The sequence below is a fragment of the Arthrobacter sp. 754 genome (assembly GCF_040548695.1).
GTDB lineage: Bacteria > Actinomycetota > Actinomycetes > Actinomycetales > Micrococcaceae > Arthrobacter.
The window spans coordinates 20,284-43,701 of record NZ_JBEPSC010000004.1; the positions used below are offsets into that span (position 1 = coordinate 20,284).

Here is a 23,418-nt window from a genome sequence, read left to right on the forward strand (position 1 = left end):
GGTTCTGTCTACGGCTCGAACTTGTAGCCGAGGCCGCGGACGGTGACCAGGTAGCGGGGCACTGAGGGGTCCGGTTCGATCTTGCCGCGGAGCCGCTTGACGTGGACGTCCAGGGTCTTGGTGTCCCCCACGTAATCGGACCCCCAGACCCGGTCGATCAGCTGGCCGCGGGTCAGTACCCGGCCGGAGTTGCGCAAGAGCATTTCCAGGAGCTCGAATTCCTTCAGCGGAAGCAGGACCTGTTCGCCGCCCACGCTCACTACGTGGCGCTCGATGTCCATCCGGACAGGGCCCGCCTGGACGGTGGCCGAGATCAGTTCCTCAGGCTCGCCCTGCCTGCGGAGCACCGCCCGCACGCGGGCTACCAGCTCGCGGGAGGAGTACGGCTTGGTGACGTAATCGTCGGCACCAAGTTCGAGGCCGACCACCTTGTCAATTTCCGAATCCTTGGCGGTCAGCATGATCACCGGGACGCTGGAGCGCTGACGCAGCTGGCGGCAGACCTCCGTGCCTGACAGGCCGGGCAGCTGGAGGTCCAGCAGCACCAAGTCCGCACCGTTCCGGTCGAATTCGGTGATGGCGTCCAGGCCGTTATCCACAACCTCGACTTCGAACCCCTCTTTGCCCAGCAGATACGACAGGGGGTCGCTGAACGACTCTTCGTCCTCGACTATCAAAATACGGCTCAAGCGCTGGCTCCTTGCTCATGTACGCCGCGTTCTTTAACGCGCTCGTGTACAGCTCGTTCTTTGACTCCTGCAGGTTCCGGTTCGTCCTGCGTTTCCATCTCGGGCAGCCTCAGGGTGAACGTGGAACCCTGGCCGGGCCGGGACCACAGGGTCACCTCACCGCCGTGGTTGGAGGCGACGTGCTTGACGATGCTGAGGCCAAGGCCCGTCCCGCCCGTGTGGCGCGACCGTGCGGCATCCACCCGGTAGAACCGCTCGAAGACGCGCTCCTGGTCCTCCAGGCTCATGCCCTCCCCCTGGTCCGTGACGGAGACAGAGATGAGCCCTTCCTTGGAACGGACACCGACACCCACCTTGGTGTTTTCAGGCGAGTAGCGGATGGCATTGTCGATCAGGTTCCGCAGCGCCGTAACGAGCAGGTCGCGGTCACCGAATACCTTGGCCTCGACCCGGTCACCGACAACTATCCGGATGTTCTTGCTTTCGGCGGGGAGCTGGGACCGGTCCACCGCTTCGGAGATCACGGCGTTGATGTCCACCGCCGTGCCTTCCTGGGAGACGCTGGCACCTTGGAGGCGTGAGAGTTCGATGATGTCCTGCACCAAGGCCGCAAGCCGGCCTGATTCCTTGTGCATCCGCTTGGCGAACCGCCGGACAGCCTCGGGGTCGTCTGCCGAGGACTCCAGCGCCTCGGCCAACAGGGAAATTGCACCTACCGGGGTCTTCAGCTCGTGCGAGACGTTGGCAACGAAGTCGTTCCGGATCTCTTCGGTGCGGGTGATTTCGGTACGGTCATCGGCAAGCAGCAGGATGTATTCCTCGCCGAGCATGGCTGCACGCACCTGCACGATGATTGTCCCCTGGCCCAGCGGGCCGCGCGGTAGCTCGAGCCGCTTTTCCAGGATGACACCGTCGCGGCGCACCCCGGCCGTCATGTCCAGCAGCTGCTTGTGGACTACGGTATGGCCGCGGACGAGCCCGTAAGCGTAGGCGGCAGGGCTTGCCCGGACCACGCCGTCCACGGCGTCCACCACCACAAAAGCCCGCCCGACGACCGCCAGCACCTCCGCCGCACCCGGCGGCAGGGTGAGTTCGTCGTCGTCGACGTCGACAAGCTGCCGCTGCTGTTCACTGACCCTGAACGCGAGCACGCCGAAGGTGCCTAACGCCAGGCCAACCAGGCCGGCAATGACACCGATGAGCGTAGAATCCACGGCTCCAGCTTATGCTGTGACTAGTGGCATACCGGTGCATCCCGGGCCATTGCACGAACGGTTCAGCTAACGTTCACCTATAAACGATAAAGAGTTCATCGCCCGCTGACAGAGTTACCCGTCGGAGTGCCGAACGGCGACATGAGTTCCGTCTGCCACATGGGCGGTGCGGAGTTCCAAGGAAAGGACGCCACGTGCGTAAGGTTTTTCAGGAAGAGCTGACCCAGGTGGGTGAACAGCTCGTTGAGATTTCCGGGTTGGTCAGCGAGGCCATCGGGAAGGCCACCACCTCCTTCCAGGTTGCCGACGTGGATCTGGCCGAAGACGTTATTGCTGCGGACGCCCGCATCGATTTCCTGCAGAACAGCCTGGATGAGCGTGCCATCGACATCCTCGCCCTGCAGGGACCGGTGGCCAGTGACCTCCGGATGATCGTGGGCGCCCTGCGCATGAGCGCTTCGCTCGAGCGGATGGGTGATCTTGCCCGCCACATCGCGCAGCTCGCACGGCTGCGCTTCCCGTCCACCGTGATCCCGGCCTCCATGACTCCCACGTTCGAGAAAATGGCCGAACTGGACCGGTTGATTGCCGAGAAGCTCACTGTGCTGCTGGAAACCCGTGACCTGGAAGTTGCCCGCGACATCCTCAAGGCCAACACCACCATCGACGACCTTCACCTGAGCGTCTTCAAGGCGATCGCTTCCCCGGACTGGGCCGAGACACCCGCCACCACCGTGGACGTGGCACTCGCCAGCCGCTACTTCGAACGCTTCGCCGACCACGGGGTGTCGGTGGCCCGCAAGGTGACCTACCTCGTCACCGGCGAATGGCAGCCGCAGGCTCTCTAGCCCACTGTTCCACCGACGACGGCGGGCCGGTCACCTGAGGTGACCGGCCCGCCGTCGTCGTTTTACCCTATTTCTTGCCCTGGTTGGCCACGGCCAGGATGGCTTCCGCGGCGGCTTCCGGGTCAAGGTACGTTCCGCCGGCCTTGATCGGCTGGAAGTCCTCATCCAGGTCATAGACCAGCGGGATGCCGGTGGGGATGTTCAGGCCGGCAATGGCGTCGTCGCTGATCCCGTCCAGGTGCTTGACCAGCGCGCGGAGCGAGTTTCCGTGGGCGGTGACCAGGACGGTCTTGCCTGCCTTCAGGTCTGCCTTGATGTCCGATTCCCAGTAAGGCAGCAGGCGGACGAGGACATCCTTGAGGCATTCGGTGCGGGGCATGGCGTCGCCGAGGTCCGCATAACGGGGATCCCCCACCTGGGAGAACTCTGAGTCATCGTCCAGCGGCGGCGGCGGGGTGTCATAGGAGCGGCGCCATTCCATGAACTGCTCTTCGCCGTACTCGGCAAGGGTCTGGGCCTTGTCCTTGCCCTGCAGGGCGCCGTAGTGGCGTTCGTTCAGGCGCCAGTCGCGCTTGACCGGGATCCAGCCACGGTCGGCCTTGTCCAGTGCGATGTTCGCCGTGTTGATGGCCCGCTTCAGGAGCGACGTGTACAGAATGTCCGGCAGGACGTTGTGCTCCACCAGGAGCTCACCGCCGCGGGCTGCTTCCTCGCGCCCTTGGTCGTTCAGGTCTACGTCCACCCAGCCGGTGAACAGGTTCTTGGCGTTCCATTCGCTGTGGCCGTGGCGCAGCAGAATCAGCTTGTAAGTCATGATTTTCATCCTAGCTGAGCGGCGTTGCAGCCCGCCCAGCATTACAAGCCCTGCACTGTCGCAAGGATAAGGTTGGGCGGTGGTGCAAAAAGCTGAACGGGTGGCGTCCGCCCAGATCTCCGGCAACAGCCCGGTCAGGATGGCCCCTAAGGGGAGGTCTGGCCGGCCCGTCGGTAACGTCACCCGCGGCACCACCAACCCCAACCGGATGCGAAGGCTGGACCGCTGGCTCACCGGTCCGCAGGCCTGGCGGCTGCGGGCGGCCGAAGACCCGTTGGTGGTTGACCTGGGCTACGGCGCGACGCCCGCCACCGCCGTCGAACTCTTTGACCGCCTCCGCACTGTCCGGCACGATGTGCGGGTCTGCGGGATCGAAATCGAACCCGAGCGGGTCCGGGTGGCCAAAGCCCTGGAACGGCCGGGGCTGACCTTCCGGGTGGGCGGCTTCGAATTGCCCCTGGCCGACAGGCCCGTCCTGGTCAGGGCCTTCAATGTTCTGAGGCAGTACGAGGAAGCGGATGTGGCCGGTATCTGGCGGCTGGTCCAGGGCCGGCTTGCTCCCGGCGGGCTCTTTATTGACGGAACGTGCGATGAGATCGGACGGCGCGTGACGTGGGTTGCCCTCGATGCGGAGCGGCCATTGTCATTGAGCATGTCCGTGCGGTTCGGCAGCTTTGACCTGCCGTCGGAAGTTGCGGAGCGGTTGCCGAAGGTACTCATCCACCGCAACGTCCCGGGCGAACCTGTCCACAAACTGATGCAGGCCATGGACCGGGCCTGGCTGGAGTCGGCGCCGCTGGCCCCGTTCGGCAACAGGCAGCGGTGGCATGCCATGTGCAGGGCACTGCTCGACGGCGGGTGGCCGGTCCAGGACGGGCCGTCGCGGTGGCGCCTGGGTGAGCTCACTGTGGATTGGGCAGCGGTGGCGCCGCTGGGTCACCAGGGGCCGTAGGGCCCGGTGCTGCGGTTGCCGCCGCGGCCGGCGTCCTTGACTGCCGGGCGGACGTCTGCCAGGTAGACGGAGGCGGCCACGACGGCGGCCAGCCCGAACAGGCCGAGGGTGCCGAAGATTCCGCCGCCGCTGCCGAAGAACGAGATGACACCAACGAGGGTGGCACCACCTGTCAGCGCAAGCCAGAACGTCTTGGTCCGTTTGCCTGTGGCTTCGAAGGCGCCGGGCTTGTGCCGGACACAATCCAGCAGGGCCCAAACTTCAAGTCCCAGTGCCACCAGGGCAAGGATAAAAAACAGGGCCGTCTCAACAGGCCGAATAATCAATTCACCGTCCACCATCCAAGCCTAGCGGCCCAGTGAGTCCAGCGCCTGCTTCAAATCGGCCCAGAGGTCCTCGACATTCTCGATGCCTACACTCAGGCGCACCAGGTTCTCCGGCACACTCAGCGGCTCAGCAGTGTGCCTGCGGCGCCGTTCGATCAGCGATTCCACGCCGCCCAGGGACGTGGCCGGCAGCCAGAGCCGCAGCCCCTGCACCAGTTTGTCCGCGGCGTCCGCCCCGTTCAGGCCGGCCGCCGGCGCGATCTCCACGCACACGATGGAACCAAAACCGGTCATCTGCGACTTTGCCCGTTCGTGGCCAGGGTCGGAGGGGAGTCCCGGAAAGCGGATGGCTTCGATCAGGGGGTGCGTGCTGAGGCGTTCGGCCAGGACCGCAGCCGAGGCCTGCGAACGTTCCACGCGCAGAGCCAGCGTGCGGAGCCCCCGAAGTGCCAGCCACGCTTCGAACGGGCCGGCAATGCCGCCGTGGATGATGCGGTGGTGCAGCAAAGCTGCCCGGATGTCCGGGTTGGAGGTCACCAGGGCGCCGAGAACGACGTCGGAATGGCCGGCCAGGTACTTTGTCACGGAGTGCAGCACGACGTCCGAACCCAGGGACAGGGGCTGCTGCACGAGGGGGGTGGAGAAGGTGTTGTCCGTGACGACGATGGCTCCCACCGCGTGGGCCGCTGCCGTGAGTTCGCGGATGTCGGCAATGCCGAGCATGGGGTTGGTGGGGCTTTCGAGCCAGAGCATCCTGGCCGCCTTGGCGTTCTGTCCCTGCGGGGCCAGCTGTTCCTTCACGGCATCAGTGTCGGCAATGTCCACCGTCCGGAGTTCCAGGAAGCCCTTCTGTGCCAGCTCTGTGGCCATCACCAGCGAGCCCGAGTAGCTGTGGGAAGGCATGACCAGGACGCCGCCCGCCGGCAGCAGGGACAGGGCGGAACTCACAGCGGCAAGCCCTGAAGCATAAAGCAGCCCGGGAAGCTCCGAACCTTCCAGCTGGCCCAGTGCCTCTTCGAAGGGATCCCAGGTGGGATTGGCATAGCGGCCGTAGCCGCGGTCGCCATCAGCCAGTGCGCCGGTTCCGAAATACGTCGAGGACAGCACAATAGGTGGGTTCACGGGCTCGTCCCGCTTCCGTGGCGGCCGGCCGGCGGCAACCACCACCGTTTCGGCCGACAGGGACGCTGCATGCTGCTCCGAAAGACTCATGGGGAAAGCGTACTTGGCCGTAAGGCGGGGCCCGAAGTTGGCTTGGAAGTCGGTAGTCTTGAGCAGTGAACACGCAAAGCCCCGGACTTTTCATCGCCTTTGAAGGCGGCGACGGTGCCGGCAAGTCCACGCAGGCGGGCCGGCTTGCCACCGCGCTCGAGGCGCGCGGCCTCACGGTCCTGCGGACGCGCGAGCCCGGTGGCACTCCCATTGGCGAAAAGCTCCGCTCCCTGGTCCTGGACCACGGCCATGGCCACATCGATGCCCACACAGAAGCCCTGATTTTCGCAGCCTCGCGTGCTGCCCACGCCAGCCAGGTGATCCGCCCGGCGCTCGAGCGCGGCGAGGTGGTCCTGACTGACCGTTACATCGACTCCTCCGTGGCTTACCAGGGCGCCGGCCGTGGCCTCGGCGCCGATGCGGTCCGGTCCTTGAACGAGTGGGCCACTTCCGGGCTCCAGCCTGATCTCACGGTGCTCCTGGATGTGGATCCTGCCGACGGGCGCCGCCGCCGGACCGCCGGTGATGCTGCTGAAGACCGCCTGGAATCAGAGGCTGACGAGTTCCACACCACCATCCGCGCAGCGTTCCTCGACCTGGCGGACAGCCGGCCGGACACCTACCTCGTCATCCCCGCCCACCTGCCGGTCGAAGAGATTGCCGGGCGGATCCTGGCCCGCGTCGACGCCCTTCTTGCGTCTGCCGGCAGGGGCGCCGCGTGACGGTCTGGGACGACCTGCAGGGCCAGTCCGCCGTCGTCGAACAGCTCCGGCACGCAACTTCCGGTGAGGGGCTCACCCATGCCTGGCTGTTCACCGGCCCGCCCGGATCGGGGCGTTCCAATGCCGCCAAGGCTTTTGCCGCAGCGCTGAACTGCGATCAGGAAGACGTCAACATGCGCGGGTGCGGGGAGTGTCCGGCCTGCCTGACGATCCTCGGGGAGACGCATTCGGACGTCACGTTCGTCCGTACCGAAAAGGTCACCATAACCATTGATGAAGCCCGCGAGCTGGTGTCGACGGCGGGCAACCGGCCCTCGTCCGGACGCTGGCGCATCATCGTAGTCGAGGATGCGGACCGGATGGCCGAACGCACCACGAACGTACTGCTCAAGGCCATCGAGGAACCCACGCCCCGGACCATCTGGATGCTGTGCGCGCCATCGCCCGCCGACGTTCTGGTGACCATCCGTTCCCGGTGCCGCGCCGTGGCGCTTCGCCTGCCGCCGGCCGCCGACGTCGCAGCGCTGCTGGTCAAGCGCGACGGGGTGGACCCCGCACTGGCCGAACGCGCGGCCCGGGCTGCCCAGAGCCATGTGGGGATCGCCCGGCGGCTGGCGCGGGACCCCGAGGCGAGGGAACGCCGGCTGGAAACCGTCAGGTTCCCCTTGGGGCTGCGCGGCGTGACCGCAGCGGTGATGATGGCGGACAAGCTGGTGAAGATCGCCACCGCAGAGGCCAACAGCTCCAATGAAGAGCGCGACGCCGCCGAGAAGGCTGCGCTGCTGGCCACCCTGGGCGCCCCGGAGTCCGGAACGCTCCCACCTGCCATGCGCAGCCAGGTCCGGCAGCTCGAAGATGACCAGAAGCGCCGGGCCAAACGGTCCATCACCGATTCGCTGGACAGGACACTGACGGACCTGCTGTCGTTCTACCGGGATGTGCTGATTATCCAGCTTGGGAATGCTGTGGAGCTGGTGAACGTTGAGCTAAGGGGTGAGCTGGAGGAATTTGCCGGCCGGACCACCCCGGAGGCAACGCTGGCCCGGATGGACGCCATCAACAAAGCACGCCAACGCATCACCACCACCAACGTTGCTCCGCTGTTGACTATTGAGTCCATGGCAGCCAGCCTGATCTAGCCCCTTACAAGGAGACCTCTCGATGACTGCTCGCCCCCTGCCCGCGCGTTCCAGATCCCTGGTGATTGGACTACGGGCTGCCGGCGCCCTTGTCCTGGCCCTGACGCTGGCTTCGTGCAGCATCCTCAACGGGAGCACCGAGGACAAGGCCCCTGCCACGGCAAAGGCGGACCCCTCCATCGTGGCGTCAGCACCTGCCGGATTGGATTCCTACTATTCCCAGGAAGTCGTCTGGGAAGCGTGCGAAGGCGGCGGCTTCCAGTGCGCAAAGGTGACGGTGCCGCTCAACTACGCGGAGCCCGCGGGCGAGAAGATCCGGATAGAAGCGCTGAAGGCCCCCAGCACCGGCAGCAAGACGGGGACACTGCTGGTGAACCCCGGCGGTCCGGGCGGGTCCGGCTACGACTTCGTCAAGGACGCCGCCGCAACGCACTTCTCCCAGCCGGTCCGCGCCAGCTACGACGTCGTGGGCTTCGATCCCCGCGGCGTCAAGCGCTCCGCCCCCGTCAAGTGCATGACCGATGCGGAGCGGGACGCTTCGCGTGCCAAGGTTTATGCCCTTGATACCGACGCCGGGCTGGCGTCGGCGCTGGCCGACAACAAAGCCATTGCGGCGCAGTGCGCAGAGCAGACCGGACCCGTCCTTGGCCACATCGACACGGTCAGCTCGGCCAAGGACCTGGACATCCTGCGTGCGGTGGTCAACGACTCCAAGCTCAATTACCTGGGATACTCCTACGGCACATTCCTGGGTTCCACCTACGCCTCCCTCTTCCCGGACAACGTGGGCCGCATGGTCCTCGACGGTGCCCTTGACCCGTCCATCAGCAGCGAGGAACTGACCAGCGGCCAGGCCGTTGCCTTCGAAAAGGCGGTCAGAAGCTACGTCGCCCACTGCCTCAAGGAAAAAGCCTGCCCCCTCAGCGGGAGCGTCGATGACGGCGTTGGACAGATCCAGGACCTCATCAAGTCGGTCCAGGAGACGCCCCGGACGGCCAAGGACGGCCGCCTGGTGAACGCCAATACGTTCGTCAGCGGCCTCATCACCCCGCTGTACAACGACGAGAGCTGGCCGGCGCTGACCCAGTCCCTTGAAGCCGCATTCGCGGGCAATGTCAGCCTGATGCTCAGGCTGGCTGACCTCGGCGCGGACAGGGCACCCAACGGGCAGTACACGTCCAACTCGACCTTTGCCTTCAACGCCATCAACTGCCTGGACTACCCCATGGTTTCCGACACGGCCAGCATGCGCGCCGAAGAAGAGAGGCTGCGTCAGGCCTCGCCGACGCTGGGCTACTTCTTTGCCTACGGTGGCACCAACTGCGTCGACTGGCCCTTTGACAGCGTCCGGACGCCGGCGCCTGTGGAGTACACCGGCGAATCCCCCATCGTCGTCATCGGAACGACAGGGGATCCGGCCACTCCGGTGGAGTGGGCTTCGTCGCTCCGCAAGCAACTGGGGAACGCGTCCCTGCTCACCTGGCAGGGGGAAGGGCACACTGCCTACGGCCGCGCCAACAGCTGCCTCGAGGACGCGGTGGACGGCTACCTCGTGAACGGCAAGGTTCCCGCCGACAACACGGTCTGCTGAGGGCCTGCTACGGGTCCATTTTGACCCGGGCGGCGGGACTCTATTACAGTTGACTCTTGCATGAACCGCCCGGTTAGCCGGGAGTTCTTATGCGGTGCTTCCTTAGCTCAGTCGGTAGAGCGTTTCACTCGTAATGAAAAGGTCATCAGTTCGATTCTGATAGGAAGCTCGGGATAAACCCCGGACAGCCCCTGGATTCAGGGGTTTCCGGGGTTTTTCGCTGGTTAAGCTGTGCCCTGGCTTCGAGGCCGGGCGGCCAGCATCGCTGGACTGGCCGCCCCGCCCTTCTGGTGTCAGGCCCGCTGGGCGCCGGGCTCGCCGTTGCGGACCACGAAGGAAGCGTCGACGACGGCCGGTGAAGCGGTGTCGGCGGCAGAAGCCACTACGAGGTAATCGCTGCGGAACTCGTCCGGGGTCACCGTGCAGCGGGTCCAGCCCCGCTTGTCCGGGTTGATGTAGCGGGTGTGCGGGTTGGCTGGCAGCCCGTTCTTGATGGCCTGGGCCCAGCCGCATCCGGAGCTGATTGAGGTTCCGACGAACTCCGTGGTAACGGCCTTGGAGGCCGGGTCCGCGTGGTCGAGCAGGACATCGTTGACAAACGCGGAGTGCCAGTCGCCGCTCAGGATCACAGGGTTGGCCGGGTTCTGCTGGTTGATGAAGTTGGTGAGGCGGTTCCGCGAAACCACGTAGCCGTCCCATTGGTCGTGGTTGACCGAAAGAATCTCGGACGGGTCATAGTCGTACTGGGCCATCATGGTCTGCTGGGCGATGACATTCCAGCGTGCGGACGAGGATGCGAGCCCCTGGAAGAGCCACTGTTCCTGCGCGTCCCCCATCAGCGTGCGTGAGGGGTCGTACACGCCGGGGTGCTGCGGGCCGCCCGGGAAGTTCTCGGTCAGCTGGTCCGAGCGGTATTGGCGGGTGTCCAGTACATGGAATTTTGCCAGGTTGCCGTAGTCCAGTCCCCGGTAGAGGACCATATCCGGGCCGGTGGGCCGTTGGGGGCGACGCAGCGGCAGGTGCTCGTAGTAGGCCTGGAAAGCGTTGGCGCGCAGCTGGAGGAACCGCTGCGGGTCATTGGACGCCTCGTTGTCCGGCTGGGACACACCGTCCGCCCAGTTGTTTTCGACTTCGTGGTCATCGAAGGTCACGACGAACGGGAACCTGGCGTGCGCGGCCTGCAGGTCCGGCGAGCTCTTGTACTTCGCGTGGTTGTTGCGGAAGTCGGCCAGTGTCTCGTGGTTCCTGCCTTCATAGGTGTAGTCACCCACATGCACCACCAGATCGAGGTCCTCCTGTGCCATGGTGCGGTACGCGGCATAGCGGCCGCCGGCCCACGACTGGCACGAAGCCAGCGCGAAGGTGATCTTGCCCGGGTCCGACCCGGCGGCCGGTGCAGTGCGGGTGTGCCCGACCGGGCTTTCCGCACTGCCGACGCGGAACCGGAACCAGTAGTCCGCAGAGGGGAGCAGCCCGCCGACTTCGGCGTGCACGGAATGGGCCAGTTCAGGGGTGGCGCTCTCACTGCCCGCCTTGACTACTGTGCGGAAGTCCGGGTCGATGGCGACCTGCCAGCTCACCTGGACCGTATACGGGGGCATGCCGCCCAGCCCGTCTGCTGCCTGGGGTTCGGGAGCCAAACGGGTCCACAGCACGACGCCGTCGGGTGTGGGGTCACCCGAAGCGATGCCCAAGGTGAAGGGGTTCTGCGGAAAGCGCGGTTCAGCCCATGCGGGGGCCGTGGAGAAGCCGTAGATGGCCGCTGTCGCGGCCGCGCCCCCGGATAGGGCGAGGAACCGGCGGCGGGATGTGGCAAAGGAACGGGACATGATGTCTCCTCAAAGGATTCGGTTGATGTCCCGCCCCATTCAGCCAGTGTGATCTGAGGAGACAGTGAACCCGTGGTGAACGCGCTGCCAACTCGCACGGATGCGGGCGTCCATCGCCGGGTCTCCACGGTCCGGGCCGCATGCTTCACCGTCCCGACACCTGCCGTTGTCTGTCCTGCCATCCCGGGCGGCTAGGTTGGATCGCGCCCGGTCACCGGGCACCCCTATCACGCACCTGGAGCAGATATGAAGATGAAGCGCGTCCTGGCCATCGCAGCAGTCGCCGCGGCCACCCTGACAGCCGGAACCTCCGCTGTGGCGACCAACGGGCAAACCCCTAAGGGCCTGACGGCAGAAGCAGAGGCTTTCACCCGGGTGGACCGCAACACCCAGTGGGACCAGGTCCAGAAGCTCAAGCTGGACTTCCCGACCTTCCACCCGCAGGGCATGTCGCTGGTCGGCGACAAGATATTCCTCAGCAGCGTCGAGATCCTTGAACCGACGGTGCGCTACCCCTCGCCCGTCGACGGTTACGACCGCACAACCGGCAAGGGCCGCGGCCACGTCTTCGTCATTGACCGGCAGGGAAAGCTGCTCAAAGACATCGTCCTGGGTGAGGACACGATCTACCACCCGGGCGGCACGGACTTCGACGGCGGGAAGGTCTGGGTTCCGGTGGCCGAGTACCGGCCCAACAGCAGCTCCATCGTGTACACCATCAACCCGGATACGTACGAGGTCACGGAGCAGTTCCGTCAGGCGGACCACGTTGGCGGGGTCGTGGCCGACCGCAAGACCAACCGGATCAGCGGCGTCAGCTGGGGTTCGCGCAAACTGTTCACTTGGAACACCCAGGGCAGCCTCCTGGGCACGCAGGCCAACCCCAGCCACTTCATCGACTACCAGGACTGCGAGTACGCCGGAGCCGGGCACCAGCTCTGCACGGGTGTTACGGGCCTCAAGACTGCTGACGGGAAGCCGTTCGAGCTCGGCGGCCTCGCCCTGACCGACCTCACAGACGCAACGATTGTCCACGAAGTCCCCTTCCAGAAGTTCTCCACCGCCGGGCACTCGATGACCCGCAACCCGGTTGCCCTGGAATCCGACGGCGGTGTGCTGCGCCTGTTCGCCGCGCCCGACGACGGCGAAGAAGTCGCTGGAACCGAACTCTTCGTGTTTGAAGCCCGCCCCTAAGCAGGCAGTAACGCGGCCATGTGGGGGGCAGTACTCTTAACACCAAGTGCTGCCCCTCAGGCGCCTTCCCCGTCAGCGCCAGAATTCCATGAGCTGCATGGCAAGAGCCCTGCCTTGGTTGAAACCGGCACGAGCCGCGGGCGGACGCAGTAACGGATCCATCGAATTGGCGCCGAACAGGTGCTCGGAGTTGTTATCCGGGAAGACTGTTTCGACTCTGCTGCCGCCGGCCCGAAGGTCTTTGACTTGTGTCGCCAGATGCGTGCCCCAGTCCGCGGGAGTCCGTGACCTGCCGCCGAATGGTGACAGCACCAGCACACGTGCATATCCGGCCGCCAGATCGGCGTTATCGGCGTTGGATCGGAAGCCGCCGTCGATATATCGGTTGTCCCCGATCCTGTAGGGAAGGCCGCTGGCACAGCTGGCGGCCACGGCGTCCACCACGTCGACACCGCTGTGCCGGTCGAACACGACCGGTTCGCCGGTGCAGGCATCAACAGCAGTGAAGATCACCGTTCGTTCCGGCCAGCTCTGGCCTGGGAGCCGGGCGGCGACGGTAGCGCGCCACCGCGTTTGCCAGGAGCCGTCCGACGCCGCATCCAGCTCGAGTGCCGCGGCACCCATTCTGCGGCGCATGTCAGCCGCATCCTCGGCGGCGGCGATGATCCGGCTCGTTCTCTCCATATGGTCCGGCGGCGGGATGCGAACGGGTTCCCGGCCGGACCCCGCCGGAGTGGTCCGTGGCGGGGGCGCAGCGGAAAGGACGTCGGCCAGCAGTTGGGTGGGGCTCGCGCCAGCGATCTGGGCAGCGGCCGTAGACCCGGCTGAGGTCCCGACGGTCAGGTCCGCTGTGGTCACGTCCAGCCCGGCGTCGAAAAGGCCGGCGACGACGCCGATCAGCCACGCATTGCCCGTCGATCCGCCGCCGCCGAGGACCAAAGCCCGCGCGCCCCCGGCGCGTATCCGCCTTGTGGCGTCGATCTGCGGCCGGTCCTGCCCGGACCCCGGCAGGTCGGAGGCCGTCGTCGGGGTTAACTGCAGGGGTGAAAAAGGTGTTGTGTTCATGGGAGTCGCCTTTCGCGAATTGCCTGTCAGGCGCTCCCGGCTGCGACTACCTCAGCCGCGCGCGATCGTGGACTGCAAGGGAGCACCCACTTTGGATACTGCGCTCATGGGTCTCACCTCCTGCCGAATTGATCACGATTACCGGAAAGCTATCACGACGGCGTCGCGGTGCGCCATGGGCGGGAGGACCTGTACGCGGGACCGCTGAAATGGACCGAAATATCCCTTGCCGCGGGGGACTTCCGGCTGGACGCGGAATCTGAGATCATGCAGGCAAGTCTCCAGACAAAGGGACACCTACTACCGGTACCGGCGAATTTTCCCGTCACCGAGTTATCCCTCTGGAAGACCCACATGGACACCTTGACCTCCATTTTCATCGTCCTTGCTACCGCAGTGCTCTGGGTCGTGATCACCTCCAGCATGCTTGCCCTTCTCGGCCGCGCTGAACGCCGCGCAGGAATCAGGGAGCCCCGAAAGAGGGCCACCGGCCTGAGGCGGAGGCATGTGACCGGAAAACCACGAAAAGTCCGGGCCGTACGCCGGCGCACATCCCGGCTGATAACCACTCACCGCTAAGGCAGGCAGTGCATCGGTCACCTGTGCGTAAGCCGTCCGCCGTTCGCCCATGCCACCACGCCGACGATCAGCCAGAGCAGGGCAGCCCATATGAGCACCGGTGCCACGAGCGGGATTCCTGATGTGGCCTCTGAGCCCAGCGCTGCGAGGACGAACGTGGTTGCGGAGATTGGCGCGTGCATCAGGATTGCAAGGAGCAGGCTCTGCGTCCGGTCGTAAACCCACACCATCAGGACCCTGTATGGAGGAAGCCACGCGAACAGGAACACCGCGACCACGAGAAGGTTCGGCAGCGTGCCAGAAGGATCCGTCGTCCCGCCGAACATCGGGAAGTGCCAGGCGCCCCAGAGCAGTCCCATGACGAGCCCGGTGGCAAGAACGCTGAAACGCCGCCGCAGCCGGGGCAGGGCAAATCCCGTCCAGCCCAGCTCTTCGAGCAGACTGACCATGAGTCCCAGGGCAACCCCGGCCACCACGATGCCAAAAGTGTCGGCAGCGGGAACGAAGTTGGGACGGAACTCGTGGAACGCGAGGGAAAGCCCTAACGTTGTCGCCCCAATCACGGCCGGTCCCGTCAGAAATGCCACGAGGTACCAGCGAACTCCAACTTGCCAGCGCCGCAACCTTGAGCCGAGCCGGCGCAGGCCTTCCCTCCCGTCCACCAGAACCGTCATTGCGAGGCCGGCGACGCTTGGGCCGGCGGTCAGCAGCGCTCCCCCGGCGACTGGCATTGTTGCTCCGGTGCTGAACATCCCGCCGGGCCCCATGACGAGGACAATTCCACCCCACGAGATGGCGAACACCAGCATGTAGTAGGAAACCACGGGGTGACGGCTTAGGAACGATCTGATTCCGTTCCCGGCCCCCGTCGGAACCCCGGGCTCAAGCGTTGTGTCCCGCCGTCGTTGGTTAGCGGTTGCCATCCCGGCCTCCTCGCAAACACCTGCCGTGCCGTCTCCCCGATGGCACCTCCCCCGAGATCAAGCGTCTGCCGCAGGCGAGGGCGGCACAAGGGACAAAGGTCCCATCCCGGCACGCCCGCCATTGTCCGTGTGGACACCCCAAGTTCATTCCGATGTCACCCGCGGCTGCTACTGTCCGCGCATGGATGAACTGTTGCTTGTACCGGGTTCTGCCGCTTTACGTGACCTGACGGGAAGGGGCGGCTTCGACGTCGACTTCCTCGGCCTGCAGGTCAGTGTTCCAGTTCTGGCCAGTACTGAGACTGTCCTGCTCCCTTACACGCACTTCTCGGTGCTCATGCGGCTGGATAAACGCCTTGCCGCTGTCACTGCCCTCGGAATCGACGGGGAGAAGCTGATGGACATGGACCGGTCCGGCATCCAATGGCGTCTGGACCCCAGGCTGGCGGACGATCAGCAGACCGGCGAGCGGGTCTATGCCCGTAATGACATTGACCGGGGACACCTGGTCCGGCGTGCCTCAGCTGTCTGGGGCGAGTCCCGGGCCGAGGCAGCGCAGGCCAACGAGGACACGTTCCACTACACGAACGCCGCGCCGCAGGCCGCGAAGTTCAACCAGGGCATGGACCTCTGGCTCGGCATGGAGTCCTACCTGCTGGAGCACGCCGCAGATTATGGCTGGCGGCTCGTCGTCTTCACGGGACCGATTTTCGGGAAGCACGATCCGGTGTACCGGGGCGTGGACATCCCCTTGATGTTCTTCAAGGTCGCCGCGTTCCTGCAGGAAGGGCAGCTCGCAGCCACCGGCTACATCGTGGATCAGACACCCCAGTTGGCCGAACTGCCCGACGTTCCGCGGCCGGGCGCCGTCGACGAGGCGCCCCCGTTGGGCCCGTTCCGGACCTACCAGGTCCCCATCCGGGACATCGCCGCACTCACGGGCCTGGATCTAGACCAGCTCGTGGCCGCCGACCGCATGCCAATCGCCGCGGAACTGCCTACCGCCCGAGTGACCTCCACGTGGCGGAAGATCGGCTCCCCAGAGGACCTTGACCTGGATTTCGACCTGAACGGCGTCGAATAAAAGAACCCGGTGGACTTGCAGCCCGCGTAGCACAGGTCGACGAAAGCAGGTACTGGCTACTCGGGCGCCTTCCGTTGGTTTCTTTTAGGCTGTTTGGACAGTCCAGGTCACGCCGGGGCTGTCGGCTTCGGGGTCAGCCCCGATTCCCCTGGCTGGGCAGGGGCACGGAGACCGGGGCCGGTGACGAAAGGTGCGCGACCGAGACCGCGCGCACCCGCCCCCAGCCGTCACCGGTCCCTCACTCCATTCTTCGTCTCCTCCGCACCCACGTTCGCGCCGCCGCTTAGCCGGGCCAACCGCCGCCAGCCGCCCGTTAGCCGCCGTTCAGCCGCCCAGATGATGGATCGTGAAGGCAGTAAGGAAGCCGACTGCCGCTGTCAGGCCTGTCAGGTTGTGGTGCTCCTCAAAGGCTTCCGGAATCATCGTGTCAGCGAGCATGGCGAGGATCCCACCTGCGGCTATGGCGGTAATGAATGCCACGAGTTCCGCCGGGGCGTTCTCGAGAGTCGTGTAGCCGAGAAGGGAGGCAATCCCACAGAACACGGCAATGGACGTCCAGACACCAAAGACGTAGACCGGACTTCGGCCTGCCCGCTTCATCCCCGCGGTGCTGGACAGGCCCTCCGGAACGTTGGAGATGAAAACGGCGGCAAGCATTGCGGGGCTGACCGTTCCGGCCGCGACCAGTCCCAGGCCGAGAACCACCGATTCGGGTATGCCGTCGATCAGGGCCCCGATGGCAATCGCTGTGCCGCTGCCGGGAGACTCCTGCTCCGACGGATGCATCTGCCCTGACCGCTTCCGGTGCTTCGCCCCGGCCCGGCTGAGCAGGATGTTCGAGCCGACAAAGATCAGCGCACCGGCCAGGAAACCCACGACGGTTGGCAGAAGTCCGCCGCCCTGGACAGCCTCATCCACAAGTTCAAAAGCCAAAGCTGAGATCAGGACACCCGCGCCGAAGGCCATGACCGTTGAGACGACTTTCTTCGGGACCTTCCAGGCCCAGGCGATCCCGGATCCCAGAATCAGTGCTGCGCCCGCGACTGTTCCCCAGATCAGCGCCTGCATCCACATCGGCATGAATTACCTCTCCGGTCCGGTCGCTGACTGCCAGCGGACATTCGCACCGGCCTCAAGGGAGAATACAGTGCTTTCGCGCTCCGGGCGTGCCCCAGCCTTTGGGTTGGAGTTCCCGCCCGGTTCGAGATTCCCGCCGCGTTCGGGATTCCCGCTCGGCCCGCGCCTTCAACCTGGCATCCCGGGCACCTCCCCTAAGATGGCGAGCATGGATGACAAGGCGCTGGCAGCCATCGCTCTGGAGCTGTATGCCCTGCCTTTCGATGATTTCGTCGCCGCCCGGGCAGCCGCCGCCAAGGCGTCCGCGGGCTCCGGGAAGGAACTCCCGGCTGCAGTCAAGTCCTTGCCCAAGCCCTCAGTTGCGGCCTGGGCCATCAACATGCTCGCCATTCATCAGCCGGAAGTGCTGGATGAGCTGGCCGGCCTGGGCGAAAAGATGAGGGCCGCCCAATCCTCACTGGACGCCGCCGCGCTGCGGGAGCTGGGCCGGGAACGCCGCACCCTGCTCGCCGCCGCCGTCGACGCCACCCGGTCTGAGGCGGAACGGCGGGGCCGCGGCATCAGCGCAACCATAGCCTCCGACGTCGAGCAGACCCTCCGGGCGCTGACTGCGGACGAAGGCGCGGCAGCAGCAGTCCAAAGCGGCCTGCTGGTGCAGGCACTGTCCGCCGATGGTGTGGACACGGTCGACCTGAACGGGGCAGTTGCGGTGCCCGGGGCTGTGCCGGTACGGCGCACCTCACCGCCGGTTGCAGTCAGCCCCTCCGCGGGCGCCGCAGCCAAAGAGAAAGAGCGCACGACGACGGAACGCGCCACACGCCCGGAGGCTGACCAGCCCCGCCTCAAGGCAGTCCGGCAGACCCCGCGGCCAGCCTCCCCGTCAGCCCTGGAGAGGGCCAAAGCCGCCCTGGCCGAGGCCAAGGCGGCTGAGGAGGAGTCCGTTCTCCTTGCAGAGGAGCTGCGGACGCAGCTGGAGGATACAGAAGCCGAAGTAATGGACCTTACCCGTGAAACGCGGGAGCTCCGCGCCAGGCTTCAAGCCGCTGAGGGGCAGCTTGAGCGCTCCCGGAAACAGCTGGGAACGCTGGCAGCAGAGGCCAAGCAGGCAGCGCGGGCGGCAGAGAAGGCACAGCGTTCAGCCATGCTCGCGCAGGAGCGGGTGCTGCGGCTTGGCAACACGCGGGACTGATGCACGGTTAATGTCAGACCCCGGTTGCACACTGGATTTATGGAAAACCAAACCGCACAGGAATATCACGTCACCTACTTCGACGCGGAATGCGGCCGGATCCGAAGCGAAAGCTTCGAGTCCCGGCAGGACGCCGAACGCTTCGCCGGCCGGAACTGCATCGGCGAAGAATCCTGGGCCCTGATCGACGAGGTCACCGTCGAACAGACCCGAATCGCCGCCTGACCAACAGCCGCCTGACAAATGGCCGCCTGACGGACTGCCTGCTTAAGCGAAGTCGGACACCGCCGGGTCCGCGCCGATGCGGCCCTCGCCGCGGGCTGACCGGTCCAGGCCGTTGAGCGCTTCCACGTCGTCGCTGTCGAGGGCAACGTCCAGCGCGGCGAAGTTTTCATGGATGCGGGCTTCGGTAACGGACTTCGGGATCACCACGTTGCCGATGGCCAGGTGCCACGCAATGACCACCTGCGCCGGAGTTGCCTGGTGCTTGGCGGCTACCGCTGTAACGATCGGATCCTCGAGGAGCTCGCCGCCCTGGCCCAGAGGGGACCAGGCCTGCGTCAGAATCCCCTGCGCGGCCCCGAACTCACGCAGTTCACGCTGGCTGAAGTAGGGGTGCAGCTCGATCTGGTGGATGGCAGGGACCACGCCCGTTTCGTCAATGAGGCGCTGCAGCCCTTCCACAGTGAAGTTGGAGACGCCGATGGACCGGACCCGGCCGCGCTTCTGAAGTTCAATCAGCGCCTTCCAGGTGTCTACAAACTTTTCCTGCTTGGGCTGCATCCAGTGGATCAGGTAAAGGTCAAGGGTTTCCAGCCCCAGCCTGTCCATGGATTCCTCGAACGCCGCCAGCGTGGACTCGTAGCCCTGGTCCGCGTTCCACAGCTTGGTGGTGATGAAGAGCTCCTCCGGCCTGAGCCCGGAGCTGGCGATGGCGCGTCCTACGCCAGCCTCGTTGCCATAGATCATGGCGGTGTCCACGTGGCGGAAGCCCGCTTCGAAGGCTTGGCGCACCACCTTTTCGGCGACGTCGTCCGCAACCTGCCACACGCCGTAACCGAGCTGGGGGATGGTGCGTCCGTCATTGAAAGTGAGTGTCGGTGTAGAAGTCATCCACCCATCCTGCCAAAGGAAAGGCCCTGCCCGGCGATGAACGGCGCCGCTAAGCCAGACGCTTAACCTGGAATACTTTCGGGCTGGCCGCTGGCGGAATCCTCGGCGAGGCGGCGTTCGGCGTCAGTCACCTGCTCCAGCACCGATTCGGCACGGCGCCGGACGGAAACCGCTCCCACGGGGACAGGCCCGACCGCGAGCCGGAGCATGGCGGCCGCCTCGGCTGTGGTGGCCAGCGAGTTGCCGGCCTTCGAAAGTGCCCGGTGAACACCGGCAAGGGGTCCGGGAATGTCCAGCCCCTCGCTGGGGGAACGCCTTTGGGCTTCGACGCAGACGGCGCGGACACGCTCCAGAAGCTCCGAAAGCTCGTTGGCGACTTCCACCAGCTCAGCGTAGAGCACCTCGTCCTCGACACCCTCAAGGACCTGGTGGTAGCGGTCAAGGCCACGGTGGAACCGGTCATGTGCGCGCCGCCAAAGGCCCTTGCCCAGTTCGGCGTCGTCCTTGCGCCCTTGGCGGGCGGCGGTGAAGAACCCCACCCGGGAGCCTAGAGGTACTGGCCGGGGCCGTGGTCCGGATCCTCCGGCTGGCCGGGTGATCCCGGACCAGACTGCGGCCTGCCGGCCGTGGCACGCTGCGGCTCACCGTTCTCGCCGATCACCACGCCGGGTGCTATCACAGTGCCCGGCGGCAGCTGCTTCATCTGAAGCTGCGCGGCTGTATGCTCGCGCGCGGCGTGCTGGGCCGCAATCGCCGTCTGGATGCCGTGGAAGAGACCTTCCAGCCACCCCACCAGCTGGGCCTGCGCGATCCTGAGCTCAGCGTCCGACGGCGTCGCATCCTCCGGGAACGGCAGGCTGATCCGCTCCAGTTCTTCAACGAGCTCAGGGGCAAGCCCGTCCTCCAGCTCCTTGATTGAGCGCTCATGGATTTCTGCCAGGCGTTCGCGTGCAGCCTGGTCCAGCGGGGCGGACTTAACCTCTTCGAGAAGCTGCCGGATCATGGTGCCGATCCGCATGACTTTGGCAGGTTCGTCCACGAGGTCCTGGACACTGCTGCCCTTGGACTTTGCGGCGGTCGCTGCCCCTCCGGCCGGACCGGGACCGGGCGCACGGCCGCCCGCCGCCGGGTTTCCGGCGGCGGGCGGCACAGGCCCAGCGTTGTCCAGGGTTTTGCCCTCGACGGGGACGTCGTCAAGCTGAGTGTCGTTCGGATCGCTCATGCGTTCATACTCTCACGAGCCGGCGATGCCCCGACCACTTGATGAAGCGCGGCCCGATCCGCTGACCCGGCGTGCAGACGATGAACCAGCTCAGCAGCACCTGCCCTGCGGGTTGGAGTCCTGGCGGTCTGTCCGGTCCCGCCAGAATTCACGTTCACTCAGGGGCGGCAGGCCATGTCCGGTTGCGCGGTGGTGCTCCAGGTACTTGGCGTAGGCGTCCGAGCCGAGGACACCGCCGAGGTAGCGGGCGAACCCGCGGAAACCAGTTGCCACTACGGCAAGACGGGGACTCATCAGTGGTGACCTGGCCTTTCGTACCGCGGTTCCGCCGGCAGCTTGTTCCATTCGGCCATCAACTCCTTTTCCGCGGGCGTGGGGATGAAACCGGTCGGCGCAAAGACCCGTGAAGGAAGGACCGGGTCCTCATGGTCGTCGTTGGGGATTCCCGCGGCATGGTTCCGGTACGCCTTGTAGGTGGCAACGAGCGCCGTGGCAATAACAATGATGCTCAGGACCACGAATATGACGGACAGCCAGCCCTGGATTGCAGTGTTGCGGACCACGGCCTCCATGGCCACCACGGACTTCGCCGTTCCGAATTCGGTCTTGCCGTCGGCCAATGCCTTGGAGAACGCCGCGTTGTTGGCGAAGTACCCCACTGCGGGAACCGGCGAGAAGATCTTGTGGAAGCTAGCAGTGATGGTCACTACTGCCGCGAAAGCAAGCGGCAGTGCCACAATCCAGATGTACTTGAACGAGCCTCGCTTGGCCGCGATGGCCAGGCAGACGGACAGGGCGATGGCTGCCAGCAACTGGTTTGCGATGCCGAACAGCGGGAACAGGGTGTTGATGCCACCCAGCGGGTCTGTGACGCCCATCAGCAGCACAGCGCCCCATGCCCCGACCATCACGGCGGTGCAGAGCCATGCGCCCGGCCGCCAGGAGTGTTCCTTGAACTTGGGAACGAAGTTTCCGATGGAATCCTGCAGCATGAAGCGGGCGACACGGGTGCCGGCGTCCACGGCGGTCAGGATGAACAGGGCCTCGAACATGATGGCGAAGTGGTACCAGAAGGCCATCATGGCGGTGCCGCCGATGAACTGCTGCATGATGTGGGCCAAGCCCACGGCCAGCGTAGGCGCACCGCCCGTGCGGGACACGATGCTTTGTTCGCCCACGTTCCTGGCCGTCTCAGACAGGAGGTCGGGGCTGAGGTTCACGCCGGCAAGGCCGAGGCTGTTGACCCAGGTGGCGGCGGTCTGCACGGTTCCGCCGGTCAGCGCGGCCGGGGCGTTCATCGCGAAGTAGAGGCCGCGGTCAATGGAGATGGCTGCAACCAGGGCCATGATGGCCACAAACGATTCCATCAGCATCCCGCCGTACCCGATCAGGCGGGTCTGGCGTTCCTTTTCGATCAGCTTCGGGGTGGTGCCTGACGCGATCAGGGCGTGGAACCCGGACAGTGCCCCGCAGGCAATGGTGACGAAGAGGAACGGGAACAGTGCCCCGGGGAACACCGGACCGTTCTCCCTGCTCGCGAACTCGCTGAAGGCGGGAACGTTGATTTCGGGGCGGACCACAATGATGGCCAGCGCCAGCATGACAATCACGCCGATCTTCATGAACGTGGAGAGGTAGTCACGGGGAGCCAGCAGCAGCCAGACGGGCAGGATCGCGGCAATGAAGCCGTAAATGATGAGGCCCCAGGCGATGGTGACCTTGTCCAGCGTGAAGAAAGTAGCACCCCATTCGGTCTCCGCCACCAGGCCGCCACCGATGATGGCGGCAAGGAGCAGCACGAAGCCGATCAGGGAGACCTCCATGATCTTGCCGGGGCGGAGGTAGCGAAGGAAGACACCCATGAAGAGGGCGATGGGAATGGTCATGCCGACGGAGAAGACACCCCAGGGGCTCTCGGCCAGCGCGTTCACCACAACCAGGGCCAGGATGGCCACGATGATCACCATGATCAGCAGGGTGGCAACCAGGGCGGCGGTTCCGCCGATCACGCCGAGTTCCTCACGGGCCATCTGGCCCAGGGAGCGGCCGCCGCGGCGCATGGAGAAGAACAGGACAAGGTAGTCCTGCACCGCTCCGGCCAGCACGACGCCGATGATGATCCAGATGGTGCCGGGCAGGTAGCCCATCTGGGCCGCAAGGACCGGGCCCACGAGGGGTCCGGCGCCGGCGATGGCGGCAAAGTGGTGACCGAAAAGGACATTGCGGTCTGTGCGGACGTAGTCCTTTCCGTCGGCCTTGTACTCCGCGGGTGTTGCCCGGCGGTCATCAGGCTTGGTGATGTAGCGTTCGATCACCTTGGAGTAGAACCGATACCCGATCAGGTAAGTACAGACCGAGGCGAAGACGAACCAGATGGCGTTAACGGTCTCGCCTCTGATAATTGCCAGCATGAACCAGGCAACACCGCCAAGCAGCGCGATTGCCGCCCACAAGGCGATTTTGGCCGGTGTCCATTTCCTGTCCTCGGCCTCGCTGACGGCTGCATCCACAGCCGTTGGCGGCAGCGCCGGATCGGCGGTCAAGTGACCGCCCCGTTGCGCTGAACCTGCCGGTTCATCAGACCTGTTGGCCATGTCTCCTCCTCGAGAATTAGTGCTTGAGTCGTTTGCTCGGTG

At 65.4% G+C, this 23,418-nt stretch carries 23 protein-coding genes and 1 tRNA gene; 10 read left to right on the top strand and 14 right to left on the bottom strand.

Going from position 1 to position 23,418, the window contains the following annotated elements; genetic code table 11:
• Window positions 1–8 precede the first annotated feature (8 nt).
• Together ABIA70_RS12170 and ABIA70_RS12175 are read right to left on the bottom strand one after the other, a co-directional pair.
• The gene (locus ABIA70_RS12170; protein WP_108598564.1) at window positions 9–689 is read right to left on the bottom strand and encodes a response regulator; all 681 of its coding nucleotides are present in this window, start codon (window positions 687–689) and stop codon (window positions 9–11) included.
• Window positions 686–1,903 (bottom strand): sensor histidine kinase, encoded by a 1,218-nt coding sequence (locus ABIA70_RS12175; RefSeq protein WP_354147830.1) that lies wholly within the window; start codon window positions 1,901–1,903, stop codon window positions 686–688. Before ABIA70_RS12175 ends, ABIA70_RS12170 begins: the two co-directional genes overlap by 4 nt.
• Window positions 1,904–2,097: 194 nt before the next feature.
• Between ABIA70_RS12175 and phoU the strand changes: the two genes are divergently transcribed.
• Window positions 2,098–2,751: a phosphate signaling complex protein PhoU gene (gene phoU, locus ABIA70_RS12180; RefSeq protein WP_354147831.1), complete on the top strand. Its 654-nt coding sequence runs from the start codon at window positions 2,098–2,100 to the stop codon at window positions 2,749–2,751.
• Window positions 2,752–2,818: 67 nt separating this feature from the next.
• Here phoU and ABIA70_RS12185 read toward each other — a convergent pair whose 3' ends face one another.
• On the bottom strand, window positions 2,819–3,565 hold the full coding sequence (locus ABIA70_RS12185) for a phosphoglyceromutase (protein WP_354147832.1): 747 nt from the start codon (window positions 3,563–3,565) through the stop codon (window positions 2,819–2,821).
• Window positions 3,566–3,644: 79 nt separating this feature from the next.
• On the opposite strand from ABIA70_RS12185, the gene ABIA70_RS12190 reads away from it, so the two are divergent.
• Window positions 3,645–4,517, top strand: coding sequence for a class I SAM-dependent methyltransferase (locus ABIA70_RS12190; protein ID WP_502917200.1), 873 nt, complete (start codon window positions 3,645–3,647; stop codon window positions 4,515–4,517).
• Here ABIA70_RS12190 and ABIA70_RS12195 read toward each other — a convergent pair.
• Both ABIA70_RS12195 and ABIA70_RS12200 read right to left on the bottom strand, forming a co-directional pair.
• Window positions 4,502–4,855, bottom strand: coding sequence for a DUF2516 family protein (locus ABIA70_RS12195; protein ID WP_354147833.1), 354 nt, complete (start codon window positions 4,853–4,855; stop codon window positions 4,502–4,504). The two genes, ABIA70_RS12190 and ABIA70_RS12195, sit on opposite strands and share 16 nt — an antisense overlap.
• Before the next feature lie 9 nt (window positions 4,856–4,864).
• Entirely contained in the window at window positions 4,865–6,055 is a 1,191-nt protein-coding gene (locus tag ABIA70_RS12200; protein ID WP_354147834.1) for a trans-sulfuration enzyme family protein, read from the bottom strand.
• A gap of 65 nt (window positions 6,056–6,120) precedes the next feature.
• Here ABIA70_RS12200 and tmk point away from each other — a divergent pair, with 65 nt between their 5' ends.
• The 4 genes from tmk to ABIA70_RS12220 all read left to right on the top strand — a co-directional run bounded on the left by tmk (window position 6,121) and on the right by ABIA70_RS12220 (window position 9,676).
• A complete protein-coding gene (gene tmk / locus ABIA70_RS12205) occupies window positions 6,121–6,777 on the top strand; it encodes a dTMP kinase (RefSeq protein WP_354147835.1) in 657 nt (218 codons plus the stop codon).
• Window positions 6,774–7,916: a DNA polymerase III subunit delta' gene (locus ABIA70_RS12210; protein WP_354147836.1), complete on the top strand. Its 1,143-nt coding sequence runs from the start codon at window positions 6,774–6,776 to the stop codon at window positions 7,914–7,916. The genes tmk and ABIA70_RS12210 overlap by 4 nt, the downstream gene beginning before the upstream one ends.
• A 22-nt stretch (window positions 7,917–7,938) precedes the next feature.
• Entirely contained in the window at window positions 7,939–9,507 is a 1,569-nt protein-coding gene (locus ABIA70_RS12215) for an alpha/beta hydrolase (RefSeq protein ID WP_354147837.1), read from the top strand.
• 96 nt (window positions 9,508–9,603) lie between these two features.
• Window positions 9,604–9,676, top strand: a tRNA-Thr gene (locus ABIA70_RS12220).
• A gap of 124 nt (window positions 9,677–9,800) precedes the next feature.
• On the opposite strand, the gene ABIA70_RS12225 is transcribed toward ABIA70_RS12220, so the two are convergent.
• Complete coding sequence (locus ABIA70_RS12225) at window positions 9,801–11,336, bottom strand: alkaline phosphatase D family protein (protein ID WP_354147838.1); 1,536 nt, start codon at window positions 11,334–11,336, stop codon at window positions 9,801–9,803.
• A 246-nt stretch (window positions 11,337–11,582) separates the two neighbouring features.
• Between ABIA70_RS12225 and ABIA70_RS12230 the strand changes: the two genes are divergently transcribed.
• Complete coding sequence (locus ABIA70_RS12230; protein WP_354147839.1) at window positions 11,583–12,530, top strand: DUF6454 family protein; 948 nt, start codon at window positions 11,583–11,585, stop codon at window positions 12,528–12,530.
• A 72-nt stretch (window positions 12,531–12,602) separates the two neighbouring features.
• Here ABIA70_RS12230 and ABIA70_RS12235 read toward each other — a convergent pair whose 3' ends face one another.
• Complete coding sequence (locus ABIA70_RS12235) at window positions 12,603–13,595, bottom strand: patatin-like phospholipase family protein (protein ID WP_354147840.1); 993 nt, start codon at window positions 13,593–13,595, stop codon at window positions 12,603–12,605.
• Window positions 13,596–14,191: 596 nt separating this feature from the next.
• Window positions 14,192–15,097, bottom strand: coding sequence for a CPBP family intramembrane glutamic endopeptidase (locus ABIA70_RS12240; RefSeq protein WP_354147841.1), 906 nt, complete (start codon window positions 15,095–15,097; stop codon window positions 14,192–14,194).
• A gap of 181 nt (window positions 15,098–15,278) precedes the next feature.
• Here ABIA70_RS12240 and ABIA70_RS12245 point away from each other — a divergent pair, with 181 nt between their 5' ends.
• Window positions 15,279–16,181 carry a DNA/RNA non-specific endonuclease gene (locus tag ABIA70_RS12245; protein ID WP_354147842.1) on the top strand — a complete coding sequence of 301 codons (903 nt, stop codon included), beginning with the start codon at window positions 15,279–15,281 and terminating at the stop codon, window positions 16,179–16,181.
• Between the two features lie 324 nt (window positions 16,182–16,505).
• On the opposite strand, the gene ABIA70_RS12250 is transcribed toward ABIA70_RS12245, so the two are convergent.
• Complete coding sequence (locus ABIA70_RS12250) at window positions 16,506–17,261, bottom strand: ZIP family metal transporter (protein WP_354147843.1); 756 nt, start codon at window positions 17,259–17,261, stop codon at window positions 16,506–16,508.
• 205 nt (window positions 17,262–17,466) lie between these two features.
• On the opposite strand from ABIA70_RS12250, the gene ABIA70_RS12255 reads away from it, so the two are divergent.
• Window positions 17,467–18,447, top strand: coding sequence for a hypothetical protein (locus ABIA70_RS12255; RefSeq protein ID WP_354147844.1), 981 nt, complete (start codon window positions 17,467–17,469; stop codon window positions 18,445–18,447).
• 39 nt (window positions 18,448–18,486) lie between these two features.
• Window positions 18,487–18,672: a hypothetical protein gene (locus tag ABIA70_RS12260; protein WP_354147845.1), complete on the top strand. Its 186-nt coding sequence runs from the start codon at window positions 18,487–18,489 to the stop codon at window positions 18,670–18,672.
• A gap of 42 nt (window positions 18,673–18,714) precedes the next feature.
• On the opposite strand, the gene ABIA70_RS12265 is transcribed toward ABIA70_RS12260, so the two are convergent.
• The 5 genes from ABIA70_RS12265 to ABIA70_RS12285 all read right to left on the bottom strand — a co-directional run bounded on the left by ABIA70_RS12265 (window position 18,715) and on the right by ABIA70_RS12285 (window position 23,376).
• Complete coding sequence (locus ABIA70_RS12265) at window positions 18,715–19,560, bottom strand: aldo/keto reductase (RefSeq protein WP_354147846.1); 846 nt, start codon at window positions 19,558–19,560, stop codon at window positions 18,715–18,717.
• 62 nt (window positions 19,561–19,622) lie between these two features.
• Window positions 19,623–20,099: a hypothetical protein gene (locus tag ABIA70_RS12270; protein ID WP_354147847.1), complete on the bottom strand. Its 477-nt coding sequence runs from the start codon at window positions 20,097–20,099 to the stop codon at window positions 19,623–19,625.
• Between the two features lie 8 nt (window positions 20,100–20,107).
• Window positions 20,108–20,782, bottom strand: coding sequence for a bacterial proteasome activator family protein (locus ABIA70_RS12275; protein WP_354147848.1), 675 nt, complete (start codon window positions 20,780–20,782; stop codon window positions 20,108–20,110).
• A gap of 90 nt (window positions 20,783–20,872) precedes the next feature.
• On the bottom strand, window positions 20,873–21,076 hold the full coding sequence (locus ABIA70_RS12280; protein WP_354147849.1) for a YbdD/YjiX family protein: 204 nt from the start codon (window positions 21,074–21,076) through the stop codon (window positions 20,873–20,875).
• Window positions 21,076–23,376, bottom strand: coding sequence for a carbon starvation CstA family protein (locus ABIA70_RS12285; protein ID WP_354147850.1), 2,301 nt, complete (start codon window positions 23,374–23,376; stop codon window positions 21,076–21,078). Before ABIA70_RS12285 ends, ABIA70_RS12280 begins: the two co-directional genes overlap by 1 nt.
• Between the last annotated feature and the right edge of the window lie 42 nt (window positions 23,377–23,418).

Coding starts and splice junctions, on each gene's coding strand:
- ABIA70_RS12185 (WP_354147832.1), bottom strand. CDS start 3,565: ATGACTTACAAGCTGATTCTGCTGCGCCACGGCCACAGCGAATGGAAC.
- ABIA70_RS12200 (WP_354147834.1), bottom strand. CDS start 6,055: ATGAGTCTTTCGGAGCAGCATGCAGCGTCCCTGTCGGCCGAAACGGTG.
- ABIA70_RS12215 (WP_354147837.1), top strand. CDS start 7,939: ATGACTGCTCGCCCCCTGCCCGCGCGTTCCAGATCCCTGGTGATTGGA.
- ABIA70_RS12225 (WP_354147838.1), bottom strand. CDS start 11,336: ATGTCCCGTTCCTTTGCCACATCCCGCCGCCGGTTCCTCGCCCTATCC.
- ABIA70_RS12230 (WP_354147839.1), top strand. CDS start 11,583: ATGAAGATGAAGCGCGTCCTGGCCATCGCAGCAGTCGCCGCGGCCACC.
- ABIA70_RS12235 (WP_354147840.1), bottom strand. CDS start 13,595: ATGAACACAACACCTTTTTCACCCCTGCAGTTAACCCCGACGACGGCC.
- ABIA70_RS12240 (WP_354147841.1), bottom strand. CDS start 15,097: ATGGCAACCGCTAACCAACGACGGCGGGACACAACGCTTGAGCCCGGG.
- ABIA70_RS12245 (WP_354147842.1), top strand. CDS start 15,279: ATGGATGAACTGTTGCTTGTACCGGGTTCTGCCGCTTTACGTGACCTG.
- ABIA70_RS12250 (WP_354147843.1), bottom strand. CDS start 17,261: ATGCCGATGTGGATGCAGGCGCTGATCTGGGGAACAGTCGCGGGCGCA.
- ABIA70_RS12255 (WP_354147844.1), top strand. CDS start 17,467: ATGGATGACAAGGCGCTGGCAGCCATCGCTCTGGAGCTGTATGCCCTG.
- ABIA70_RS12260 (WP_354147845.1), top strand. CDS start 18,487: ATGGAAAACCAAACCGCACAGGAATATCACGTCACCTACTTCGACGCG.
- ABIA70_RS12265 (WP_354147846.1), bottom strand. CDS start 19,560: ATGACTTCTACACCGACACTCACTTTCAATGACGGACGCACCATCCCC.
- ABIA70_RS12275 (WP_354147848.1), bottom strand. CDS start 20,782: ATGAGCGATCCGAACGACACTCAGCTTGACGACGTCCCCGTCGAGGGC.
- ABIA70_RS12280 (WP_354147849.1), bottom strand. CDS start 21,076: ATGAGTCCCCGTCTTGCCGTAGTGGCAACTGGTTTCCGCGGGTTCGCC.
- ABIA70_RS12285 (WP_354147850.1), bottom strand. CDS start 23,376: ATGGCCAACAGGTCTGATGAACCGGCAGGTTCAGCGCAACGGGGCGGT.